Raw genomic sequence first — 22,393 nt, forward strand, 5'->3', positions numbered from 1 at the left:
GACTGTAGTTGCGGTCAACGTGCCCTTATAACTGATAAGGACGCTAATGGATATTAAGTTACTGTTGACAGTTGGAGGCACCGTGTTTCTCGCCAGCTGTGAGTACGCTTGCAAGCTGGCTGGCCGTGGTCAACCAGCCGATGCGGCGCAGCCAACGCTACCAGGCTAACAAGCTGCCATCGTACAGGCGGAACTGACCGGAAGTCTTGGCATCGAGATCGACAATCCGGGCGCGAACCCCTTTGGCGCTGGTCTGTACTGCGACTGGAGCGTTCGCGCCTCCCATGCGCGTCCGTGCCCAACCCGGGCACACCGCGAGTGTGTGCACGCCGCGCGACGCCAGGTCTTTCGCGAGCGTTGCCATGATCATATTGACGGCCACCTTGCTCGATCGATATGCATACAAGCCACCTTCGGTCCCAGCGATCGATGCGACGCCACTCGATAGCGTAATAACCTTGCGCTGGGCGCTGCTTGCAACATTGTCGATCAAGGCTTCTGTGAGCCGCAGGGGCGCCACTGTGTTGGTGCGCCAGACTTCTTCCAGCACCTCGTAACGAATGCTGCCGAAACTCTGGCCGGGATCCTTCTCTGCCACTGCCTTCGGACCAAACAACCCCGCGTTGTTGATCAACACGTCGATCGGTACCCCTGACATGGCTTGCCGTACCGACTCGATCGACGAACCGCTCGCCACATCGAGCGTCACGACCCGCACATTCGGTGCGCCCGCAAGTTCGTTTAAACCGGTTGCCCCTGCAGGTGCCCGACAAGTAGCGATGACACGCCAACTGTCTGCGGCGTATTGGCGGGCGAGTTCGAGGCCAATGCCGCGATTCGCTCCCGTAATGAACACTGTCGGCATGCGCTACTCCTGATCAAATGTCGAAATGGCGCTAAGGACTCACGCGCCCTCAGGCTTACCTGATGGCGTGCGGTCGAAGTCGCTGGCCGCGTGCCGCTCGCGGAGCTGCTGGTCCACCTCACCCGACACACGGTTGACGCGCCGTCCGCGCTGCACGGCTTCGCGCCCGGCGATGCTGGCCGTCCAGCGCAAGACGTGGGGATAGGACTGCACGTCGAGGAACCCGGCTGCGCCGTACACCTCGTTGCTGACCACGCCGCCGTACCACGGCCAGCAGGCGATGTCGGCGATACTGTAGTCGTCACCGGCCAGGTACGTGTGCAGGGCGAGGCGCTGGTCGAGCACGTCGAGCTGCCGCTTGACCTCCATCGCGTAGCGGTCGATGGCGTACTCGATCTTGATATCCGCATACTTGTAGAAATGCCCAAAGCCGCCACCCACGAAGGGCCCGGCACCCGTCTGCCAGAAGAGCCACGACAGCGCCTCCGTCCGGGCCGCATGGTCCTGTGGCAGCAACGCGCCAAACTTGTCGGCCAGGTACAGCAGGATGGCGCCGGACTCGAAGACGCGCACCGGTTCGGGCCCGCTCCGGTCCAGCAACGCAGGGATCTTGGAGTTCGGGTTCAGGGCGACAAAGCCGCTGCCGAACTGCTGCCCTTGGCCGATGTCGATCGTATAGGCGTCGTACTCGGCCCCCGCGTGCCCCAGCGCGAGCAGTTCCTCAAGCATGATGGTCACCTTCATGCCGTTCGGTGTCGCGAGTGAGTAGAGCTGCAGGGGGTGCTTGCCGACAGGCAGCTCTGCCTCGAAGCGCGCACCCGCCGTGGGGCGGTTGATGTTGGCGAACGCACCGCCGTTACCGGGCTTCCATGTCCACACTGCCGGCGGCGACCAGGCGGGGGAATCACTCATGCTTGCTCTCCTGTTTCTGTCGGGAGGGAGTGGGCGCCAACATCAACGGCCCCACGGCATTCGTGCCCGCAGGAGCGGCTTTAGCCGCGAGCGAACCAGTGATCGCCGCTAAAGCCGCTCCTGCAGGATGCGTGTCGATTCGTCGTCATTCCGGGCTGCCCCAGATCTGCTCCAGTCGGGCATCACGTCTGCAGTTGTATCGATAGAATTTGTAGCGGAGAGGATTCTTCTGGTAGTAATCCTGATGGTAGCCCTCGGCGGGATAGAATTTTGAGGCGGGGAGGATCTGAGTGACGCCCTTGCATATCCAATCAATGCTCTCACCAAACGTTAGCTGGCCGCACCACCCTCGACTTCACCCTTATCCTTGCGATAAGCACGTCCCAGCACCACGCCCATGAAGGCCCAGACTGCGGCAATAACCGCACCAATAATCGCCAGCGGTGACATACCCAGGCCCAGGCCTTCTGACAATGCAGTGAATGACCACGCATTCAAGGTATCCCCCAGACGATAAACCAGCGTGTCGATCACAGGCTTGGTCTTGAAGCGGGTCTCACGATCCACCAGCGTAAACAGCATTTCGCGTGCCGGACGGGTGATAGCGTAGTTGCCCGCCTTCAATGCCACCTGCGCGAACACCACGATCCATACGCTCGTGACCACCGATACCGCAAGCAAGCCGCCTATCATCATCACGGGAATGATAGCCAGTGCGACGCTCATGCCAAAGCGGGTCGTCAGTCGGCTGGTGGCGAACACTGCCGTGAGAATGGTCAGCACATTGATGGCCCAGGTAATGCCGGACTGGATCTGGGTACGCACTTCAGGGTCGTAGGGCTTGAGCAGGTTCTTCAATTCAAAGTAGATAAACGAACCTAGCGAAGTGTAGAAGAACAGGAACACGGCAATGCCCAGCAAAAACGGGCTCTTGAGCAATAACGTGAAGCCGGCGAAAGGATTGCCACCCAGCGTTTGCCTGGCAGGTGTGGTCGCGCTGTCGGCATTGTGTAGCTCAGTGACTTTCAGTCGCTCCAGATATGCAATGGTGGGAATGACCAGCACCAGCATCACTGCCGCCATCACCATCAGGCCTTCATTGCTGACTACCTTGGCAAGAAACACTGGTACCAACGGTCCGACCAGGCCGCCGACGCTGGCGCCGGTGGCGATGAAGCCAAACAGGCGCTTGGCCTGTTCCTTGCTGAACAGGTCGGCCATGAAGCTCCAGAACACGGACACATGAAACAGCGCGAACATGCTGATCCATACATAGAAGGTCTTGTTCACCAGCTCGATGTTGCTGAAGTAGTCGCTGCCGAAAGCGAACACCAGAAAGCTGACAGAAAAAAAGGCATACAAGGCAGGCACCACGACTTTCAGACGTGCCACCGACAGTGCCAGGCTGTACAACAAATTCATACCCAGCGTGACGAACAGGTTGATGGTCCACAACCAGCTCACTTCGGCATCCGACCAGTCCGACGCCATGGAATCGCGGATCGGCTTAAGGATGTTGTATGCGGTCATCAGGATGAACACGAAGGCAAAAGATGCGAACGCAGCTTTGACCTCGTTGGGCTCGATCATGGACATGGCCTGCATCAGGCTGGCGAGCGGGCCACGTTTTTCGATGGATTGTGGAGAATTCATGTGTGAGTTCCAGATTCAGGAATGTCGCAATTTACCTGTCACGTCTTGAATAGGTTGCGCCGCCTATACGTCTTCACAGTTTTCAGTCCATGCGCATTCAAAACGCCAATGATCTGGCTGTCGGTAGGACGCAATTTCTTCACGGGAATCTCCTCGCCTCAGATTACGAGAACATTCCACTTCTGGCCCCAGCTAATTGCCGGGAGGATGGTAGCCCGGAGATGTCCTACGTACCGTGGGAAGTCCGGATTACCCATGACGGTGTCAGGAAAAATGGGGCAAGGCCATAGACCACCTCAGTGGACGAGCTCCGCTTCGGGGCGATCAAGCGCTGCGATCGGATCCTTCGCAACCGAGGGGAACACTTCGATCAGTCGACGCCGGAAGTCCTGCGGCATGTCTTCGAAGGCGCTCACTTTCTGCCCGGAGATCTGCCCCATCATTGACCCGGGTTGACCCGCCATATCGAGCCACTTGGGCCAGGTCGTCACTTCCACCAGGTCTACCGTGGCAAGGATGCTCGTGACCGCCGGATCGGTGATCTCGCCAACATTCGAGACGTAAGTGGCCCACTCATTGACCTGTCGTTCCGCACCCCCAGATTTCGGAACAAGCTGGAAGTCATTCCGCGTCTTCATCCACACTGTGTCGCCGAGCAGGGTCACCGGGCCGTTAGCTGTCTTCATCCGGATGCGCGAACCACCAATCTCACTCAGCGGTATCAGATTCGACTTCGCATCATACTGAGCCGTGACCGGGCCCACGACCGCGTAAGGAATCTCGACGGTACGGCCTGTATAGGGATTGTCAAGTCGCCGCAGGACCTTCCCGGTAGAGAGGTCGGTGTAGAACGCGCACTCCAGTACAGTAACGGAGAATCCGCCGCCTGGCAGCTGCTTGACGCGGTTCCAGTTGCATGTCTCGACACCGTACATCGGCTGAAATTTTGCGTCACGCTGCCCATACTTCGCACCTGTGAACCACCACAATACGACGCCGTCAACCGTTGTATAACGCAGTTTCCGATAGATCATCGGCAGATCTGCAATTGGGTTGATTGAGCCGCGCGTGCTACGGACGGGGGCTGCCTTGGCAAGGCTCGTAACGACAGATGCGGCCGCTATGCTGGCGGCAAAGGTACGCCGCGTAATTCTTGATGAGCTCATGGCTTGACTCCCGTGGACTTACTTTCAACGATTCGGCGGATACAGTTGTCTCCACCTCAACCAATACAAGGGCTTCCGTCGCCGCTCAACGGCTTGATTCGAGCGCGATCAGAACGTACTCACGGTCTGCCGCGGTCCAGACAAACTTCACCATGAGGGCGTCGGGGCCGGTTACAAAGAGATCAACACCATCGCCGATACGAAAATGATCCGTAAGGAAAGTCCCCGCTGGAGTCGTGAGTGTTTCGGATCCAATGAATCGGAGATTTTGCGCTGACAGGCGGCCCAGCAGCGCGCCGGAACGATCAGCCAGAGCATCCATATCGTACACGGTGCCAGGCTGGTCACCGCCCTTGGCTTTGTCGTAGTGCCAAGTCTGCCAGCTGTTCGTGGACAGTGGATGCGGTATCACGGATAGATCTTCGGGTACCCTCAGCGTCTGTGTCAGCCGCCCGTTCGGGGTGTTCACGACAGCATCGAGTGTATTGCCGTCAATGGTAAACAGTCCGGAGCCGGCCCAGGCACCCCGGATCCAGTATGTGGCCATTACTTCCAGGGGACGGAAGTTCTCCTCGACGCGCAAGATCACGCTACGATGAAAGTCTACGTTGTCCAACCGGTTCACTGCCCGCATCGTGCGCGAGCCGTCTGGATGAACGGTCAGATACCAGTCCTCCTCTCCGTTTCGCTCGCCGGTCGATAGCACCCGGTACTCGATTTTGCCTTTGGCCCATCGGATGATGTTAGCGTTTCCATCCGCACCCTTCGTTTCACCCGCTGCCATGCTCAATACCGCAAAGAGCGCAACAAGGAGAAACGAAGGGGCCAATCCCGTAGGGTCAAAACGTAATCGCAGCCGTGATACCAAGTTGGCGCTGTCGCGGCACACCATAGGTAAAGCCGCGCAATCTGTCCCCGCTAAGAGTTCTTTCCGTCGCCAGGAAGTCTCTTCCCCGCGTGACCGCATTGGCCGTGTCGTCATCGGTCGCATTGTTAACCCACGCGGTAAGCGTGTATCTCTCGTTTTTAACGCCCGCCCGAAGGTTGAGATTGCGACTCCAGCCGGTTTCAGCGAGATTATGGATTTGCGCGTACCGAGACGATTCGGTTTGGTAATCGGCACGAGCGAACCAGTCCCAGCCAGTGCTCCCGAGCTGATCATCCCACGCGGTAGAAAGGGTGAACTGCCACTCAGAAGTATTAGGGAGTTTGTTACCGGCTACGTTACCCTCTCGATCAGTGAAAGCCTGCTTCTGCGACGGGGTGAGACTCGGACTGTAATCGATTGTTCCGTCCTGAAAATCAAACAATATGGCCTGCTGAAAGTCCGTATACGAGGTGATCGTTGCGTCGGCGTAAGCCGTTGTGCCGGATACAGTAAGCCTGTCGGTTGCGCGCCAGACAGCCTCGACCTCTACGCCCTTAACCTCGGACTTGCCGATATTCAAGATGGCGGATCCGGGATAGGGGGTTCCGTCGGTCTCTTCTATCAGGCGACTCGAGGTCAACCCCTGGTTGGACCAATCGATATAGTATGCCGCCACGTTCAGGATGAGCCGGTTGTCCAGCCAATTTGTTTTAGCACCTATCTCGTAGGTCCATGCCTCTTCTTCTTCGATCGCCAGCTCGCCGGCCGCCTGCCACCTGAGAAATTCCGCAGCCGTTACCAGCGGCCTGTAAATCTCTTTATTGAAACTACCCGGCTTGTTTCCCTTGGCCACATAGACATAGGTATTCGCATTATCTGTCACGTGCCAATCAAGCGTCGCGCGAGGGGTAAAGCTGTAGAACGTGGCCGAAGGGCTTACCTCGAAAGCCTCCGGCGTTCCCGCACCGATGTTTATCGGCCGACCCTCGTTGAGGATACGTTCATCCTTTCCGTATCGCCCTTCCAGGCTGGCCGTGACCTGGTCGGTGATATCGACCTCAATAGAGCCAAAATAGGAGCTGTTTTTTACATCCTCAACATCGGACGACGGAACCTTGATTACGCCGAACGAGCTGAAGGCACGCTGCTGCAGATCGTCTTCATCCTCGTCGTAGTTGTAGTATCCCGCCTCCACCCGAATTTTGCGGTCCGTGGGACTGGAAACCCTGAATTCGTATGCGCTATCGTCGACCCTCGATCCAAAATCAAGCTGCAGAAGACCACTCAACCCAAAGCCCTGACGATAGTCTCCATCGATAACTACGGTGTTGTCGTAGTGGTTGTAGGCTGCGGATGCCATTAACGTCCAGTCGCGAAGATTGTATTCAGTCGTTAGATGGGCCCGCCTGACTTGCGTAGTTACGCCGCAACTGACAGGGTCGCCATCGGCCGCCGACCTTTGCTCGATTTCCAGGCAACTGCTCGGGAACGTTGTCGGGCCCGTATCTATCACACCCTTGTAGTACTCAGGGGAGTATGGGTTGGTGACAGGGTCAAAAAGCGAGAAATTGTTCTTGCTGGAATCTTGCAACGCCTGAACGTACATATCGTCATTCGACCTGGAGCGTGACAATCGAAGCTTGACAGTCAGATTATCCATCGGCGTTGCATAGAGCACCCCGTCGAAGGAAGTGGTTTTCTCGCCACCGACATCCCGCGTCGTACCGTCCGACTGAGGGGACTTGAATTGCCCGTCGAATGTATCGCTGCTCGCGCCAAGATAGAAAGACAGTTTATCCTCGATGATTGGCCCAGACACTGATACAGATCCGCGGTAATCACTGTCTTGGGCAGCCGTCACCGAAGCTTTGGTCTCGAAATCATTGCCCGGAATTTTTGTAACGTAATTAACGGCGCCGGCGAACGTTGCGCGGCCGAATAGCGCAGCCTGCGGCCCTTTAATGACTTCCACACGCTCAAGATTGTTCATTGTAGTGGTAGTAATAGAACCGTTAACGAACACCCCATCGATAAAAAACGACACGTTGGGATCTCCCAGGATGTTTGACTGTCCGCGTATCACGGGACGATCGAAATCCTGCCGGCCAAACGTCGTATGCATGGAGAATCCAGGAGTACGCATCGCGATATCGTCGATGCTCGTCGTGCCCTCGCTTTCGATTTGAGCGGCAGTGAAGGCCGAGATTGACAACGGGACTTCCTGGAGGCTCTCAGCCCTCTTCCGCGCCGTGACGACGATCGTTTCTATAGCTTCCTCGGCGAAAACGCTGCCTGAACTCAGCAAGCTCCCGGCAACTATGGCTGCCAAGGCAATGTAAGTAGTTGTTGTGCGTGCGCTCATAACTGTTATACCCCCAAAAGCAGTGTCAGGCGTGCGAGCCGCAGTATTACCTACGCAATTGCCCAACTGCTAACAGCTGTTGCGTATCGCTTCACAACCGAAACTTGTGACCAGCCATTGCCAGATCGGACCTGGTTGAGAGTTGGCTTTCCGACAAACCTGGGGTGGTTCAACAAAGCCATCCCCCAGTCTGCGTTGGCCGAAAGGAAGCCAGCAGGTCAGTTGTACGTAGTGCCTCAGCTGAATTGATTTAGGGTGACAACGGGCAGACGTACCAACCAACGTCAAGTTGTTGGCACCCGCTCCCATCGATGAGATATATATTCATCACATGATCGGGTGGGCACTGGTAAGTCAGTAGGGGCAGCAGCGTGATTGAGCCAGAACGGGCATTGCAGCGTGACAATACTTGCGGATCCCAACTTGGGCGGCATGCGCTAGAAATAGTCAGACACGCTCGGCCGCGGATCACCACACGCTCGTTGGCGGTCAGCCTTTTAATGTTTCTTACGCTCCCCGCAGGGGCCCAGGAGGCGCTTCGGTTGGACTTGCCCAAGCTGGTGGAAATAGACGCGATGGACGGGCAACAATCCCGTATTAAGCGGTTTGCGATCACAGCACGGGGCATGATCGGGCAGGAAGTCAAGATTCCAAACTCACAAAAGTTCTTCTGCACCTTGAGCCATGCCTACAATGTGGTGCTGAATTACTATCCCGAAAACGACGAGTGGCTATTCGGAGTGCAATCCAACCCGAGTGCGCAGTTTGCAGCTGGGGGGCTGGCGACCTGCCTTGATCTATCAGTGCTTCCTGACGCCCCAGGGAGCCGCCAATGAACATTTTAAAGATCATGGCCTTTTGCCTTTTCGGTATTTGCGTTCTGGGCGATGCCGTAGCGGAGCAAACAGTATTCGTTGCTGGCGGGTCTGGCCGGACAGGGCTCGCCATCGTTGAGGTTTTGAGTAACGCCGGCTATCACGTACTCGCTTCCACCCGCAACGCCGAACGTGCCAGACAGAAATACGGCGATGCAATCGATTGGGTGGAGGTAGATCTGCTTGATACCACACGACTTGTGGACGCAGTCAAGGGAGCCGACTTCGTGGTCAGTGCCGTTGGCCATGGCGACTTCGTTGGTGTGGAGGCCCCACAGTTCGTTGCATACCTGGCGATACGCAATCTTGTTGATGCAGCCAAGGCCGCTCAGGTCAAACAGGTTGTCCTGATCTCATCAGCGACAGCCGGACATGTTCGCGGTGTCGATCACCGAAACGAAGCTCGCTTCGGCTTTGTCCTGTATTGGATGACAAAGGGCGAAGACTACCTTAGGGCGAGTGGCCTGCCTTATACAATCATCGGTCCGGGTGGACTGGCCAACGATTTCATGGCAAACCTCATCGGGTTTGATCTCGAAGCGTCCAAAACTTGGGGTGTCAAACTTCTTCCACGCCCCGAATACAAGCAGGCTTTCGTTTCCAGGAGCGGTGTAGCCTACGTAATAGACAAGGCACTAAAGGACCCAAGCGCTCGAAACAAGGCGGTTGCGGTAATTTGGGACAAGTCCGTCCCTGCCAGCACAGTGACTGGCTCATATGCGGCTATTCCGGAGGAAGTTCCCACCCGGAGCTACCTCACGCCATGACAGATCCGTCCAGTTTCCGCGGCGGATGCTGCTCACAATGGCAACCGCCGGAGCAGGCGGATTATTATCGGCCCCAACTTTGAGCGCTGCACAGCCCCGATACGACTTTTCCGATCCTGTGGATAATCTGCGGGCTTTCGTCAAGATCACAGGCGATCTGACAGGCCGGGAGACTTACCAATGGTCAAGCGGACGTCTCTTTGGTTCAACACCTGGAAAACTGGCGGAACCGCTGGCTGACGTCCAGGCATGCCGTAAACAGCAGTATCTAAAGATTGCGGACGGCTACCGCTGCCTTTACCGGGGAATGATCATCTTCTTCGAACCGCGAAGCGATAACGTTCTTGGAATCTTCGACAATCCGTATACGGGTAAGCGAAACGATGTCACCCACTATCGGACGCAGCTTAGCGAGTACACAATCACACCGCAGGGCTACCGCGGCGGCATTACGGAAATTGGCGAATCCGGAGTACCCCGGAAAGCGCCGTTCCTGTTGGACTGGACGGTGGCTGGCGATGACGTGTGGGTAATTCATGACGAGCGCCTGAAGTACACTCGCCCCGACGGGGGGAATGTTCGCATCGACAATCTGCTCAACCAGTATCATTGCCGGCTGGGCGAACTGGACGATACGGAACTGTCATCGGTTGGATGCGACTTGAGCTGGCGGGCCGAGTTGACCTGGTTTCCCTGGATGGGCATGGACGACTATCCAGGTCACATCTTCTGGGGCGGGATGGGGCGGAAGTACCACGAAATCGACGATCTCCCCAATCAGCTGGTAACGGCAGCTGATGCGATCTGGCCCGGCGCCATGGGCCAACCCCTGATACAGAGCTGCTTGAGCCTTGCCAGTTCCGCCCTGCTGAGGCAACAGCATCATGGAGATCAAGGCCTGGCGTCTAACAGGGTGATGCAAAACGACTGAGGCAGCTCGGTATCTGCGAGATACGCAGGACACCGAGTCGACTTAGTTGTGCCGATGCATGGCGAGGGCAGTCAGCGTACCGGTAAGCCCGTCGAGGAGATCCTGGGTACAGGGCTTGTCGATCGCAGCCAGGCAATTGACGATCAAGCTAGCGACCAGTATGGATTCAACATGTTGCTGCCTCGTGCAGGAGCCACCGGCAAACCGGAAGCGGCTGAGTCTGCCTGCGCAGACCACCAGCCCCTACCAACCGGCCGCTTTCCTTGGGAAAGCGTGCTGATTCCGGAATTGTGAGCGCCACATCAAACAGGGAAACATTCCATGACGGTCAAAGACGGTAGCGGCATGTACTACGGGTGGGTCATTGCCGTATCGGCGGCCGTCATCCTGGTGGTTACAAATGGCATGACGCTGGGAGGCTTGAACGTCTTCGACCGGCCACTGCTCGACGCACTGAAGGAGGCCACGGGCGGCCCTGTCAGTCTTAGCGATTTCAAGTTGCGGGACGCGATCACGCTTGCGGTCAGCGGGCTCATGGCGCCCCTGGCGGGTGCTGCTGCCGACCGCTTCGGCGTCCGCCCCTTGATGATAATCGGTGCGCTGTTGTTGTCGGCCGGATACTACCTTTACTCAACCGTCGACAGCCTCAGCGACATTTACGCCATTCACATTCTGTTTGCCTCGGCGCTCGCCTCCTGCGGCCTGATAGTCAACGTGATCCTGGTATCGCGATGGTTCGTCAAGGACCGGGGCCTGGCCCTCGGAATCGCGCTGGCAGGCACCAGTCTCGGCAACGGCACGCTGCCACCCCTCAATGCCATCTTGATGGAAGCCGTTGGCTGGCAGTCTGCCTTCCGATGGATCAGCCTGTTGCCGCTGTTTCTGATTCCGGTGATTTTGTTTGTCGTCCGGGAGCATCCGGCCAATCTGGATCGGCAGATGCCGGTTGCGAAGGCGAATGGCGCTGCACCGGCAAGCATCACCAGCCTGACACTGGGCACAGCAATTCGCACACCGAATTTCTGGATCCTGGCCTTGATTGCGATGTTTACCTTCTTTGCGATCATTGGTACGCAAGCCCACCTGAATCTCTACATGCTCGGCCAGGGTTTCGATCAGACCGGGGCGAGTTTGAGCTACACGGTACTGTTCTACCTGGGATTGATTGGCAAGATCGCCAGCGGTTTTCTGGCAGACAGAGTCGGCTGTCAACGCATTTTTATCGGCACGCTGACGACCATGGCCATCGGTGCCGGCATCCTTACGCTGTCGGGGAACAATGCGATATGGGCTGGCCTGGTCTGCTTCGGCCTCGGCTGGGGCGGATTGTATACATTGCTGCAACTCCTCGCGGCCGACTACTTTGGCCCGCGGCATCTGGGCAAGATCCTGGGCGCTATCACCGTACTCGATACATTCGGCGGCGGCATGGGGCCGGCGATGATCGGCGCCATCTTTGACCGTACGGGATCCTACAATCAGGCCTTCATTCTGGTTACCGGACTCGTTGTGGCCGCGTTGCTGTTGGCGACTCAGTTCCGGTTGACACGGTCTGCACCGGCGGCCTGATCCGTATTGTGCAGGAGCGTCTTCAGGCGCGAATGGCCCTAACCAAATCGTATATGGATTCCCTCTGCAAGCGGGCACAGTGATCGATGGTAATTCTGTGGGGATTTCGCCGGCAGTCGCGCCGCACCGTAAGGCCCATGGTCGCGCGGCGTAGCGTAGTAGATGCAGGCAAATTTGTTTTCCTGCGCACGGGTGGCCTTGTTGTGGCTGGAACGACTCTGCACCGGCAGCAGCGTGACACAGGCTGGCGAGTGTTTGGCCGCGTTCGTGAGTACAGTCTGGACATTCGCCTTGAACTGGTTCGCTATGTCAGGATCTGGATCCGACATGCAGTAGTCGCCATGTCGGTCAACGCCGTGGTACACGGCCAGGTGCAATGGAGAAAAAAGCAGGAATCCACTCAGTCGACGCCAAGTGCTGATGGGACTGGGCGCTGTGTCCCTGACATCTCCCCGGCTGCGAGCTGCCGCACGACAGTGGGACGTGGTGATTATCGGCGCCGGACTATCTGGTTTGAGAACTGCTCTGGATCTGGAGTCACAGGGGCTGTCCGTCAAGGTACTGGAGGCAAGGAACCACGTCGGTGGTCGACTGTATACGCTCGATGATGTGCCGGGCGCACCGGAGGCCGGCGGCAACGTCATCGGCGGCTTTTACGCACGGGTGCAGGACACCGTCACGCGCCTCGGCGAACGGGTCGCGTTTCACCTGAATGGCAAATACGTGACGGCCGATGAATGGCCCGATTACCGGAACAATCCCTTCCCGACCAGCCTGCGGGCGAAAATGCCCTGGAACTTCACGCTTGCGGCACTAGCGCCGGACAATCCGCTCAAGGACCTGGATGACCGGCTGCTGCCTGCAGCGCACCGCTACGATGAACCGCTGGCCGACACGCTGAAACGCGCAGGCATTTCCGATGCGGCCATCAAGCTGGGTGTCGGCGAGAACCAAGTCTATGGCCGATCGCCGACCGGGGTTTCCACGCTGCATCTTTACCAGTTACTGACCTAAGCAACTCACCAGAATCTTGGCAAGCAGCTGTGGCATACCGTCGGCGGCAATCAGCGGATGCCAGAAGCCAGGGCCACTGCGCTGAAGGAACCCGTTAAGTTGGACTGCGCGGTGAATGCCATCCACGACCGCGGCGAATCTGTGGCCGTGGAAACCGCGGACGGTATCTTCGAGGCCGGGCGGGTCGTCGTAACGCTGCCGGCACCGGCATTGCGACGGATCCGGATGACCCCTGAACTGCCCGCAGTGCAGCGGCGGGGCATAGACACCCTAGCCTACAGCACGGTCACACAAGTGCAGTTTCGCGTTGATGACGCTTATTGGGAGCAGGATGGCCTGCCGCCGACGCTGTGAACCGATACCGACATCGGGCAGCTACTGGCCTACCCCTACAGTCTAGGCGGCGCGACAAAATCTGCCGCCGTCTGGTTATCAGGCACCGATGCCCTCGAAGCCGACAAGCTCTCATCCGAAGCACTGGTGAAACGCAGCATGGCAGTGGTAAAACGCATCCGTCCCAAAGCCGCCAAAGCGCTTACGCCTCTGAAGGTTTTCTCCCGGCAGAAGGAACGCTACACGGGTGGCACCTGGGCCTCTTGGGCACCTGGCCAGATCAGTGCTTTCGCCAACGAAATCGGCCAGCGCCACGGGCGTATTCATTTTGCCGGTGAACATACTGCACGCCTGGAGCGTGGCATGGAAGGCGCGATGGAATCTGCAGACTTGGTGGTAATGGAGGTCCTTGAGCGCACGCTCGAGAGATCCGAACGGTATTCATCCGGGCTGTCGGCAAAAAAAGTCAGCAATGCGCGGTCGGCTGTCGCGCTACGTTCAACGGCTGAAGCCGCAACATCATCTCGCCAAAATGGCCCTCGCCGCCCGCTCGCCGCTTTCCAGCGCACCCTCGATCCCGGATGAGGTCTGCGCGAGATGCTCACCGGCGAAATAGAGGCGTTGGCCGGTATATTGGGCCGCCGCGGCCAGATCAGCAGCTTGCCCCGCCCCCATGTGATGGTAGATCCCGCGGGCATACCGATCTTTCTGCCAGCTGTACAGACGCAGCAACTGCAGTTTTCCTTTTGCCGATGGTCTGGCATTTTCAATCTGCCGGATGATTTCGGCACCCGCGGTGGCCGGATCCATTGCATCGATCCGGTCTGCGGCAGGGCCATTGATCCAGGCTTTGAGCATCGCCGGTTCATCGCCCAGCACAAAGACGCGCCCGATCATCGGGTCATCGCTCCACAGCGTTTCGGCAAAGCCATCGCTGTGCCGGAAGGGCTCTGACGCGGCGATATAGGCGAAGGTCGCGTGCGTGTAAGGCAGGCTTGCAATCATGCGCTTGACCGGCGACGGCAGTCGCGCGCTTATTTTTATTTCGCGCAAGGCAGCAAAAGGCACCGTGCAAATACAATGCGCTGCCAAAATCTGCCGGCCGTTGACCCAGGGTGATGCAGGTGCTGTCTTTCTGTGCCGATATGCCTGCGACGGGACTGTCGAGCTGGACGTCGGTCTTCAGTGCTCTCGCCATTGCATCTGTCATGCGTTGCGACCCGCCGCGCACAAACTGCACAGGCCCGCGTGCACCGCGAAATATGGCAAGCGTGCGAAGGACGTGAATGGGGAGAGCGTCTCGACTGAGTAACCGTTCATGTTCGCGTCGATCAAGGTAATTGCCTGGTGGCTTGCACCGCAGGCCTTCAAGGTGCCCAGCAATGGAACATCAAGGGCGCTGAACTGCGGATCCATCCATTGGGTAGGCAGGTCAAGCTTGGGCAAACCCTCCATGAAAGAGAAAAGTAGCAGGTCTGGCAACAGCGCTTTTTCAGCTCGTGCCAGCACGTTTTGCGCTGCGGCCGGCCATTGCCCGGCGGTGATCGTTGCGGCATCGATACGATAAAGCGAGCCGCCCTCGCCGCTTGTGGGGACAAAACGCTCAACGCCGTGGACTTCCCACGGTACGTAGGACATCTCCGGGCTACCGGTCAAATCCCAATGCCGAAACGACACGAAAACTCCGCCGTCTCACACAATCTTCGGTCCATGTATTCATGGTGAAACGCAAATCACCTGGCAGCTCAATCCAACTACCCACTATCAGGATTTCCTGGATAAACGTTCCAGCACTTCAACGGCGACGCGTTCTGCCGACTCCATCGCCCCTTCCATACCGGTTTGCATCACGGCAGTGTGCTCGCCGGCGAAATGAATGCGCCCGGCGGGTGCGGCCAGGTGATTCTTGAAGCGCGTAACCTGGCCTGGGCCAAAGTAAGAAAAGGCGCCCCGAGCGTATGGATACTTGCTCCACGACCACACCATGCGCGGCTCAACGCGCCCCTCGACCGACGGTCGCAGGCGTTTAAGCTCTGTCCATGACCAGTCCAGGATTTCCTGATCGCTCATTGCCTGCAGATGCTTTTCACGGGCGCCACTAATGAACGTCCACAAATACTGATCGTCGCCCGACGGCGGGCCCGCCAGAAACATCATGCGTTCCAGGGGACCATCGCTAAACATGGAAGCGGGCATCCCATCTTCCTCCCAGTAGGGCTTCTTTACATCGAAAAAGATCTGCGTCACCTGACTGTAGCCAAGGTTCTGCACGGCATCTGCTTGCGCACCCTGCAAGGGTGGATTAAATGCAACCTCGCGCAACACCGAAAATGGCAATGTCACGATGGCAGAAGCAGCCCTGTACCTTGAACCATCCGCACACACCGCCTCAACCGCACCATCCTGCTGGTTGATGGCCACAACCTTCTTGTTCTTGAAAACCCCGCCCTGAATTCGGCTCGCCATTGCCTCTGGCAACCGACTCATACCGCCCTCAAGCAAACTGTAAGGGCCACTCGCGATTTCATTTTTCAGCACTTTTTCGTTGCGCATCTGGTCAAGCGTAGAAACAGAACTTGTACGTTCGCCGGTTACTTCAAGCAATCGAATGGCTTCGTCAGACGCACCGTTAGAGCGTAAAAACCGCTCAAAGGAATAGTCATAGGCTTCCAGGTCTTTGCTCAACCATGAATCCAGTTGCTCTAATTGCGGTGCTTTCCGGAGATACAGGCTCTTCAGGGCAAACGGGGGCAGGCCGCGCTCGGCTCCTTCTGTCTTGTTCAATGGCGAGGTCGGCCAATCAGAAAGTTTGACCGGCTGCCCGCCGATATACATGCCCATGGGCGGGAAACCCTGTTTCGGCTCATACACCGATAAACCGACGGTATTGATCATGCTGCGTATGCGGGCATACATCCGTCCGATCTGCATACCACCCGCTTCCGGCCTTCCTGCCAGCATGTCCATGGTCTTGACGCGCCCGCCGACACGAGTATCGGCTTCAAGAACGACAACACGAGCACCCTGCTCCTGCAGCAGCTGTGCTGCATAAAGACCGGATAAACCTGCGCCAATAATGAGCACGTCGGTTTGAGGCGTGCCTGCGACGCCGCGCTTCTTCTCAGTCGCATTCACTGCACCGCTGGACAGCAGTGCACCGCCGGCGAGGCCAAGCAGCGCAGATCCACCCAACTTGATCACACGTCTACGATCGATAGTTGCAAAGTTGGCATTCGGTTTCTTTGACGATGACATGAGCTGGGTACTCCAGGAGGTTGAACGTGGCGGCATTGATACTGTGCGGCGACCGGCTGCAGGAACTCTGCTATTCGAGGCTCAGTCGCGCTTCATGCATGTAGAACTGCATCGGAATGGTCTTGAAGTCTTCAAGGGCCTTGATGGTTGCCCCAAGTTCCATCCAGCTTGCGCTTTCGCCGTTGGCCGGCGGCCAATGCGGCTGACCCTGGTAATCAGGCTTACCGGTCTTTGCGAACTGGATCCAGTAATTTGCAATGCTATTGGAGAAGTTACGGTCTTCGGCCGTGATCTGCTCCTCTGCATAGTCGTGCAGGCCACCCGGCAGGTTGCCAAAGATGAACGGAACCTCATCACCATGTGCAGCACCTTCGCGAACGCTCGACAGAGCCCGCGGAACATAGCTATATGAATACAGGTATGCCGGTTTCGACACGCGCTGCATCTGCGTGGCTAAAAAGTATGAGGTAAATGCAAACCGCCCGTCTCGAAAGTACTCATTCGCAAGTAGTGCTTCATCAGGGTTGTTGTAGATCGAACGAAGTTTGTCCAGGTCTTTAACCCCCGCGAGGATAAAGCGCGGTGGAATGGGCGGCGCTGTATTGACCAACAGGCTTTGCTCCCAGGTATTGCTGCCTGTCATCAGGGGTACGGCGTGCTGCTCGCCGTCGAAAAATACCTGCCCCAGGCTTTTGGGGATGAACACACCATCCACGACCGGGTTGAGCGAGTTACCACCATCTTTTTCCTGCACCTCCAGTATCTTTTGATAAGGAACAGCACGGAGTGCAGCCAGTAGCCCGGCACCCTCAACAGACACCAGAGATTTCGCCAATTTCTCGCCACTGGCTTCGAGTGACGGAAAAAATCCAACTTGCTTCGAAATATCCCTTGAGCCTGCAATATTGACGGCACCGCTTTGAGATATGGCCCTGCGGAACAAGCCCTTGGCAGCTGGTGTGCCCATAAGGTAGTTCACGGATACCCCGCCGGAGGAATTCCCGAAAATCGTAACCTGATCCGGATCGCCACCGAACGCGCCGATATTCTGCTGAATCCACTTCAGGGCAGCCACTTGATCCATCAAACCGTAGTTGGCCAGGGGCTGGCCCGATTGCGACCGGCTGAGAAGTGGATGTGCAAATTGCCCCAGATAGCCGAGCCGATAGTTGATGGTTACAACGATCACAGCCTTTTGAGCGAGCCGCGTACCGTCGTAGATTGGCCAGGAACCGGCCCCTGTCCGGAATCCACCACCGTGAATCCAGAACATGACTGGCAGTTTCTGGCTGATGTCCCCGATGCGCGGGATCCATATATTGAGCGTGAGGCAGTCCTCGCTCATCGGACCGGCTTCAAAGCTGCGTTCGCGCGATCCGGTTTGCGGACAGATCGGTCCGGGAGCCGCAGTGGAACGAACGCCTTGCCAGCTTGCAGCTGGTCGAGGCGGCATCCATCGAAGCTCGCCCACCGGCGGGGCTGCGTACGGAATGCCCCAATGTACCTCCACGCCATCGTGCTGGGTACCATGGACTGCGCCAGCGGAGGTCTGAACAATCGCGGGCTCCCGGGCACTGGAGTTGCCAGGCAGCATAAGAAACCAGCAAGCAAGAATGGCGGCGCAAAGCCCTGGATAGCGATAGTTCATGGCGTCCCTCAAAATCCATCCCCGATCTCTCTAACGAGGCAAGCCGCGCGGAGAGAACTTACGACAATGCGACTCTCTGGGCGCTTGGCGCCGAAATGAGCCGTGCTCGCCAAGTATAGGGACCATGTAAGCGGGTATTATTCGCAGCCGACCGGATTTTCGTGAAATGCCGGCATATTTCGCGCCTGACATCCGCGTGAGCGAACGTCAGGCGCCATATCCAGTAGAACCAACAGGTGCATTTGTTCGTGAAAGCCATTCAACGAATCATCCAGTTTGAAACACGAGGAATGTCGCTCGTCTCGGGGCTCACCTTTTTCCTCGGCGTACCCTTATTCGTTGCATTCATATTTGGATGGAATCACGTAATCGTCGACAGGAGCACGCCACTGGCCCTGTCGCTGCTTTTCTGGGCCGGTCTGGTCATGATCATCTGGCTCACTTCGATTGTCGCTTGCCACCTCGCGTATCACCTCCTGAAAAAGTGGGAGCCGCGCATGATCATTGTGCTTTTGGCGGGGCTGGCTATTTCGACCCTGGTCCTGGCATGGCCGATGCGTGCCTACAGTCTTTGGGGCCGCAACATGGGCAGCGATGCCCTTGCTCCGATCCTGTACGCACCCTTCACCCTGTCTTTCGATTATGCGTTCAGGCTGATCAACGGTGTTTTACCGGGGGCCTTTCTGTGGTTTGGCCTGAACCTTTTCTATGACAAGGCCCTAGGTATCCGGCGCTACAGCTATCAGCCTGATGTTGAGCCTGAAACAGATCCGGGTTCCAGTCGAACCGCGGATTCGAATCCCGCCTTTATGTCCCGGCTTCCGGTCGCCGCATACGGCAAGCTCATTGCCATGAAGGCGGAAGACCACTACGTTCGGGTGTTTACCGACAATGGCAATTCACTCGTTCACTATCGCTTTAACGATGCAATCACTGATGTTTCCGGGCATAGCGGCCTGCAAACGCACCGGTCCTGGTGGGTTCGTGAATCGGAAATTGTGAAGCTGAAGACGCAGGGCCACCGCATCCACCTCATACTTTCCAGCGGCCTGGAAGTCCCGGTCAGTCGCAGTTATCTGAATAGCGTGAAGCGCTCACTCGATCACCTGAAACGCCTGCCAGACCAGACAGGACAGACTGGCAATCCGGACGTTTCACAACAAACGCTCCAGTAAGAAACGCTTGTCGGCAATGCCGTTGAGGTGTACGGCAATTGAGCTCCACTGCGAAATCACAATGCCGGGCCTTTGTCCACGGGGGAACTGGACGCCGGCCCGGCATTGCTCTGGAGATCTACCTCAAATCAGAACTTGTATGAACCCCTGAGTCCAAACGTACGCGGATCGGGCAACATGCCCTTGCCAACGTTGTAGATGGTTGCAGGCGGCACATAAGTTCGCAGATCAGGCAGATTGGCGCCCGACCTGATGGTGTCATCGTCGAAAACGTTGTCGACATAGAGCATTACGTCCCAGCCATCAGCAGCCTGAACGCCAAACCGCAGATCGGTGAGCGTGTAGGAATCAAACCACCTGCGATTGGAACTTGAGTCGTAACGCTCATCCTGATACAGAACTTCTGTTTGAACAAACCAGTCCAGATCATTGTTGAGGGGTGCCTTGTATTGCACCGACGCATTCAGGGCATTACGCGGAACGCCTTCAAGCGTGTTGCCTGACAAGTCAACCTCACAGAGCGTACTCGTTCCTACCGTCACCACCGTACAGTTTCCGGCTGAGGCAATGCCGTCCGGGCTCGAAGTGTTGATCTGGAAGTCCTTATATTCTGTATCCAGCCATGCATACGATGCCGCAAAGGACAGGTGGTCCGTTGCCTGCCAGGAGGCGCTCAGCTCAAGCCCCCAGACCTCTGCTGATGATGCATTCTCTGGCTTGACACCCGGTATACCGGTGTCCGGGAGAATAACGGTAGAGGAAGTTTGCTTGTCCTTGAAATCCTCGTAAAAGAGGGCCGCATTTAATTGAAAGGTATCGTTGAACCAGGCGGTTTTGGAACCAATTTCATAGGTGGTCATTTTTTCGGAATCAAAACGGTTTTGCTCGACGTTAAAACCACCAGCGCCGCCGGTAAGTGTGCTGATTCCGCTTGGCTTCTCGCTCTTTGCGATAGACGCATACATCATCACTGCATCTGCCGGCCTCCATTCAAGCGTCGCTTTCGGTGTAAAGAAGCTGTCCCGGTCAGTTCCGGTAACCGGCAGACCCGCGGAAGGCGGATAGTTAATCGAGAAGAACGGCGAGGGAATAATGGCAAGTGCGTTCCCCGATGACCCGGTTACCTCGAGGTATTCATTGACGTAGCGCCCTTCAAGAGTCAGCGCAAGCTGGTCAGCAAACGCCCACTCTACAAGTCCAAACGCCGACCAGTGCTTGGTACGGCGCTCGTTAAAGCGCAAATTGCGGGGCAATGTCGTGCCAATTGGCGCCAGGGCGGCAGCACCGGAACCAATGCTGCTCAACACGTTCACGGAACCGTCGTATAGCGTCGCTCTTTCATCCCAGTAAAGACCGCCAACCATCCAGTTGACCGGTCCATCACCATTTGACGCCAACCTGAGTTCCTGGCTGAACAGCTTCGTAGTCGTGTCAAAGTAGAATTCGCCGCCAAATCCCAGGCCGCCTGTCGTCTCCGTTGTTTCAGAGCTGCCTACAATCTGGGCATCTTCAAATTGATAAACGTCAGCATCCGCGTAATGGGTCAGCGACGTCACCTTATAGGCATCGTTTTCCCATTCGGTGGTCAACGTCGAGCGAAAAATGTTGCGCCTGCCACCCGTATAGTCATAGCCCGTTCGCGGGTTCTGGCTGATTGTCGGAAACCGCCCGGAGGCATCCCCATAAGACCCAACGAGAGCGGGCACCTCGGTCGTGGTTGTCACACCAGGTATTGCCGATGGCGGAACCGGTAGCATCGTATTGGCCGGGATGATTGCACGCGCGCGTGGCTCGAAATCGTCATGCGAATACTCGGCACGCAACCAGAAGGACAGATCGTCCGTGGCATGGAACAAGGCGGATCCCGAGACCCCGTATCCGTCTTCGCCGCCCAGGTCGCCGTTTGTTACAGAGTTGCTGTAATAGCCATCGTGCCGCCAGGATGAGGCGTTGATGCCCAGGGACAGACGATTTTCTATAACCGGCCCACTGATGCCCGCACCCGCTTCAAACTGACCGTAATCACCAATGTCAAAGTTGACCTTACCCTCAACTTCATCGCCAGGGCGCTGGCTGATGTAGTTGATGGCGCCTGCAAAGGCACTTCGCCCGTAGAGTGCCATTTGCGGACCTTTCACCACCTCAACCCGCTCGATATCAAACAGACGGGTGTTCATGAGCAGGGACCCGCCTGAGGTGAGCAGCGACTCGCTCGACACGTCGATACCGTCCTGAAGAATGGCAACGTTCTGGCGACCGCGGGTCGGATTCAGGCCACGCATAATGACCGTCATGTCCTGGGCGGAAATGCCGCCGTTGTCGAAAATCACCCCGGCCGTCTGGCGGGTAATATCCTCAAGGTTATTCATGCCTTTGCGTTCCATGTCCGCGGTCGTGAACGCGGTGACAGAAATCGGCACATCCTGAAGATTCTCTTCCCGTTTGCGGGTGGTAACCACGATCTCTTCAATGGCGGCAACCGCTACTGATGGTTGACCAGTAACCGCTATAACAACTGCCATAGCGCACAGTTGCGCCTTTATCTGATATGAATGATTAATCACGTTCCCCTCACCCCAAGTGCATGATTTAAAATCAATAAAACGAATGCCTATTGTTTTCCGGCATTAGTTTTTTTCCTAGATTGATAATCCGGAACTTGATCAGCACGCTCAAGCAGCATTTCGTGGGGTACCTGGATATTTCGCGAATACAATTCGCGCACGCGAACCACACGGCCCTTTCAGGCCCGGCTGGACGACATAGCGCGCGCCACTTCGGACATTTCGGCCATCCCTCAGCCCGCAACGACGACCTGCTCAATAAGCGCAGCGTCTGCTGGCGATGCAGAAAGGCCTGGTGCGTCTAGCAGGATTCGAGAGGCAGAAAGCGTGCAAGCTCCTCAGGATTGTCGAGGGCCAGGACGTCGACCAAGACGACGATAGTGATGACTGGTGAACCAGCACGAAGGCTCGGGGATCGCGGCTGAAGCCGCTCCTA

General features: G+C 57.0%; 20 protein-coding genes. 8 read left to right on the forward strand and 12 right to left on the reverse strand.

All coding sequences use genetic code 11. The features are described from left to right. Positions 1-157: 157 nt before the first annotated feature. The 7 genes from H6979_04595 to H6979_04625 form a co-directional block, all read right to left on the reverse strand. Entirely contained in the window at positions 158-865 is a 708-nt protein-coding gene (locus H6979_04595; protein MCP5139112.1) for an SDR family oxidoreductase, read from the reverse strand. 39 nt (positions 866-904) lie between these two features. Beyond that, positions 905-1,777 carry a glutathione-dependent disulfide-bond oxidoreductase gene (yghU, locus tag H6979_04600; GenBank protein MCP5139113.1) on the reverse strand — a complete coding sequence of 291 codons (873 nt, stop codon included), beginning with the start codon at positions 1,775-1,777 and terminating at the stop codon, positions 905-907. 145 nt (positions 1,778-1,922) lie between these two features. Then, complete coding sequence (locus tag H6979_04605; protein ID MCP5139114.1) at positions 1,923-2,093, reverse strand: peptide-methionine (S)-S-oxide reductase; 171 nt, start codon at positions 2,091-2,093, stop codon at positions 1,923-1,925. Between the two features lie 14 nt (positions 2,094-2,107). Next, complete coding sequence (locus H6979_04610) at positions 2,108-3,430, reverse strand: MFS transporter (GenBank protein ID MCP5139115.1); 1,323 nt, start codon at positions 3,428-3,430, stop codon at positions 2,108-2,110. Positions 3,431-3,726: 296 nt separating this feature from the next. Further along, positions 3,727-4,596, reverse strand: a complete 870-nt coding sequence (locus tag H6979_04615) for a DUF1838 family protein (GenBank protein MCP5139116.1) — start codon at positions 4,594-4,596, stop codon at positions 3,727-3,729. A gap of 85 nt (positions 4,597-4,681) precedes the next feature. Continuing rightward, a complete protein-coding gene (locus H6979_04620) occupies positions 4,682-5,380 on the reverse strand; it encodes a hypothetical protein (GenBank protein MCP5139117.1) in 699 nt (232 codons plus the stop codon). A gap of 55 nt (positions 5,381-5,435) precedes the next feature. Continuing rightward, positions 5,436-7,826, reverse strand: a complete 2,391-nt coding sequence (locus tag H6979_04625; protein MCP5139118.1) for a TonB-dependent receptor — start codon at positions 7,824-7,826, stop codon at positions 5,436-5,438. 542 nt (positions 7,827-8,368) lie between these two features. On the opposite strand from H6979_04625, the gene H6979_04630 reads away from it, so the two are divergent. The 7 genes from H6979_04630 to H6979_04660 all read left to right on the forward strand — a co-directional run bounded on the left by H6979_04630 (position 8,369) and on the right by H6979_04660 (position 13,900). Next, on the forward strand, positions 8,369-8,662 hold the full coding sequence (locus H6979_04630) for a hypothetical protein (GenBank protein MCP5139119.1): 294 nt from the start codon (positions 8,369-8,371) through the stop codon (positions 8,660-8,662). Continuing rightward, positions 8,659-9,468 (forward strand): NAD(P)H-binding protein, encoded by an 810-nt coding sequence (locus H6979_04635; GenBank protein ID MCP5139120.1) that lies wholly within the window; start codon positions 8,659-8,661, stop codon positions 9,466-9,468. Before H6979_04630 ends, H6979_04635 begins: the two co-directional genes overlap by 4 nt. 37 nt (positions 9,469-9,505) lie before the next feature. Then, positions 9,506-10,399: a DUF1838 family protein gene (locus tag H6979_04640; protein MCP5139121.1), complete on the forward strand. Its 894-nt coding sequence runs from the start codon at positions 9,506-9,508 to the stop codon at positions 10,397-10,399. Positions 10,400-10,720: 321 nt separating this feature from the next. Then, on the forward strand, positions 10,721-11,968 hold the full coding sequence (locus H6979_04645) for an MFS transporter (GenBank protein ID MCP5139122.1): 1,248 nt from the start codon (positions 10,721-10,723) through the stop codon (positions 11,966-11,968). A gap of 513 nt (positions 11,969-12,481) precedes the next feature. After that, a complete protein-coding gene (locus H6979_04650; protein ID MCP5139123.1) occupies positions 12,482-12,982 on the forward strand; it encodes an FAD-dependent oxidoreductase in 501 nt (166 codons plus the stop codon). A 57-nt stretch (positions 12,983-13,039) separates the two neighbouring features. Continuing rightward, positions 13,040-13,336: an FAD-dependent oxidoreductase gene (locus tag H6979_04655; protein ID MCP5139124.1), complete on the forward strand. Its 297-nt coding sequence runs from the start codon at positions 13,040-13,042 to the stop codon at positions 13,334-13,336. A gap of 12 nt (positions 13,337-13,348) precedes the next feature. Beyond that, positions 13,349-13,900, forward strand: a complete 552-nt coding sequence (locus H6979_04660) for an FAD-dependent oxidoreductase (protein MCP5139125.1) — start codon at positions 13,349-13,351, stop codon at positions 13,898-13,900. Here H6979_04660 and H6979_04665 read toward each other — a convergent pair. The 4 genes from H6979_04665 to H6979_04680 form a co-directional block, all read right to left on the reverse strand. Further along, the gene (locus tag H6979_04665; protein ID MCP5139126.1) at positions 13,835-14,407 is read right to left on the reverse strand and encodes an FAD-dependent oxidoreductase; all 573 of its coding nucleotides are present in this window, start codon (positions 14,405-14,407) and stop codon (positions 13,835-13,837) included. The two genes, H6979_04660 and H6979_04665, sit on opposite strands and share 66 nt — an antisense overlap. 114 nt (positions 14,408-14,521) lie before the next feature. Beyond that, the gene (locus tag H6979_04670) at positions 14,522-14,953 is read right to left on the reverse strand and encodes a hypothetical protein (protein MCP5139127.1); all 432 of its coding nucleotides are present in this window, start codon (positions 14,951-14,953) and stop codon (positions 14,522-14,524) included. 126 nt (positions 14,954-15,079) lie between these two features. Beyond that, a complete protein-coding gene (locus H6979_04675; protein ID MCP5139128.1) occupies positions 15,080-16,570 on the reverse strand; it encodes an FAD-dependent oxidoreductase in 1,491 nt (496 codons plus the stop codon). Between the two features lie 70 nt (positions 16,571-16,640). Further along, positions 16,641-18,218: a carboxylesterase family protein gene (locus H6979_04680; GenBank protein MCP5139129.1), complete on the reverse strand. Its 1,578-nt coding sequence runs from the start codon at positions 18,216-18,218 to the stop codon at positions 16,641-16,643. A gap of 248 nt (positions 18,219-18,466) precedes the next feature. Here H6979_04680 and H6979_04685 point away from each other — a divergent pair, with 248 nt between their 5' ends. Then, on the forward strand, positions 18,467-19,393 hold the full coding sequence (locus tag H6979_04685; protein ID MCP5139130.1) for a LytTR family transcriptional regulator: 927 nt from the start codon (positions 18,467-18,469) through the stop codon (positions 19,391-19,393). A 128-nt stretch (positions 19,394-19,521) separates the two neighbouring features. On the opposite strand, the gene H6979_04690 is transcribed toward H6979_04685, so the two are convergent. Next, a complete protein-coding gene (locus H6979_04690) occupies positions 19,522-21,957 on the reverse strand; it encodes a TonB-dependent receptor (GenBank protein ID MCP5139131.1) in 2,436 nt (811 codons plus the stop codon). Between the last annotated feature and the right edge of the window lie 436 nt (positions 21,958-22,393).

The sequence above is a fragment of the Chromatiales bacterium genome, assembly GCA_024234935.1.
GTDB lineage: Bacteria > Pseudomonadota > Gammaproteobacteria > Steroidobacterales.

Excerpts from the sequence above, each read along its gene's own strand:
- H6979_04595 (MCP5139112.1), bottom strand. The coding sequence starts at position 865 with ATGCCGACAGTGTTCATTACGGGAGCGAATCGCGGCATTGGCCTCGAA.
- H6979_04670 (MCP5139127.1), bottom strand. The coding sequence starts at position 14,953 with ATGTCCTACGTACCGTGGGAAGTCCACGGCGTTGAGCGTTTTGTCCCC.
- H6979_04625 (MCP5139118.1), bottom strand. The coding sequence starts at position 7,826 with ATGAGCGCACGCACAACAACTACTTACATTGCCTTGGCAGCCATAGTT.
- H6979_04635 (MCP5139120.1), top strand. The coding sequence starts at position 8,659 with ATGAACATTTTAAAGATCATGGCCTTTTGCCTTTTCGGTATTTGCGTT.
- H6979_04680 (MCP5139129.1), bottom strand. The coding sequence starts at position 18,218 with ATGAACTATCGCTATCCAGGGCTTTGCGCCGCCATTCTTGCTTGCTGG.
- H6979_04675 (MCP5139128.1), bottom strand. The coding sequence starts at position 16,570 with ATGTCATCGTCAAAGAAACCGAATGCCAACTTTGCAACTATCGATCGT.
- H6979_04610 (MCP5139115.1), bottom strand. The coding sequence starts at position 3,430 with ATGAATTCTCCACAATCCATCGAAAAACGTGGCCCGCTCGCCAGCCTG.
- H6979_04655 (MCP5139124.1), top strand. The coding sequence starts at position 13,040 with ATGCCAGAAGCCAGGGCCACTGCGCTGAAGGAACCCGTTAAGTTGGAC.
- H6979_04645 (MCP5139122.1), top strand. The coding sequence starts at position 10,721 with ATGACGGTCAAAGACGGTAGCGGCATGTACTACGGGTGGGTCATTGCC.
- H6979_04620 (MCP5139117.1), bottom strand. The coding sequence starts at position 5,380 with ATGGCAGCGGGTGAAACGAAGGGTGCGGATGGAAACGCTAACATCATC.
- yghU (MCP5139113.1), bottom strand. The coding sequence starts at position 1,777 with ATGAGTGATTCCCCCGCCTGGTCGCCGCCGGCAGTGTGGACATGGAAG.
- H6979_04615 (MCP5139116.1), bottom strand. The coding sequence starts at position 4,596 with ATGAGCTCATCAAGAATTACGCGGCGTACCTTTGCCGCCAGCATAGCG.
- H6979_04640 (MCP5139121.1), top strand. The coding sequence starts at position 9,506 with ATGGCAACCGCCGGAGCAGGCGGATTATTATCGGCCCCAACTTTGAGC.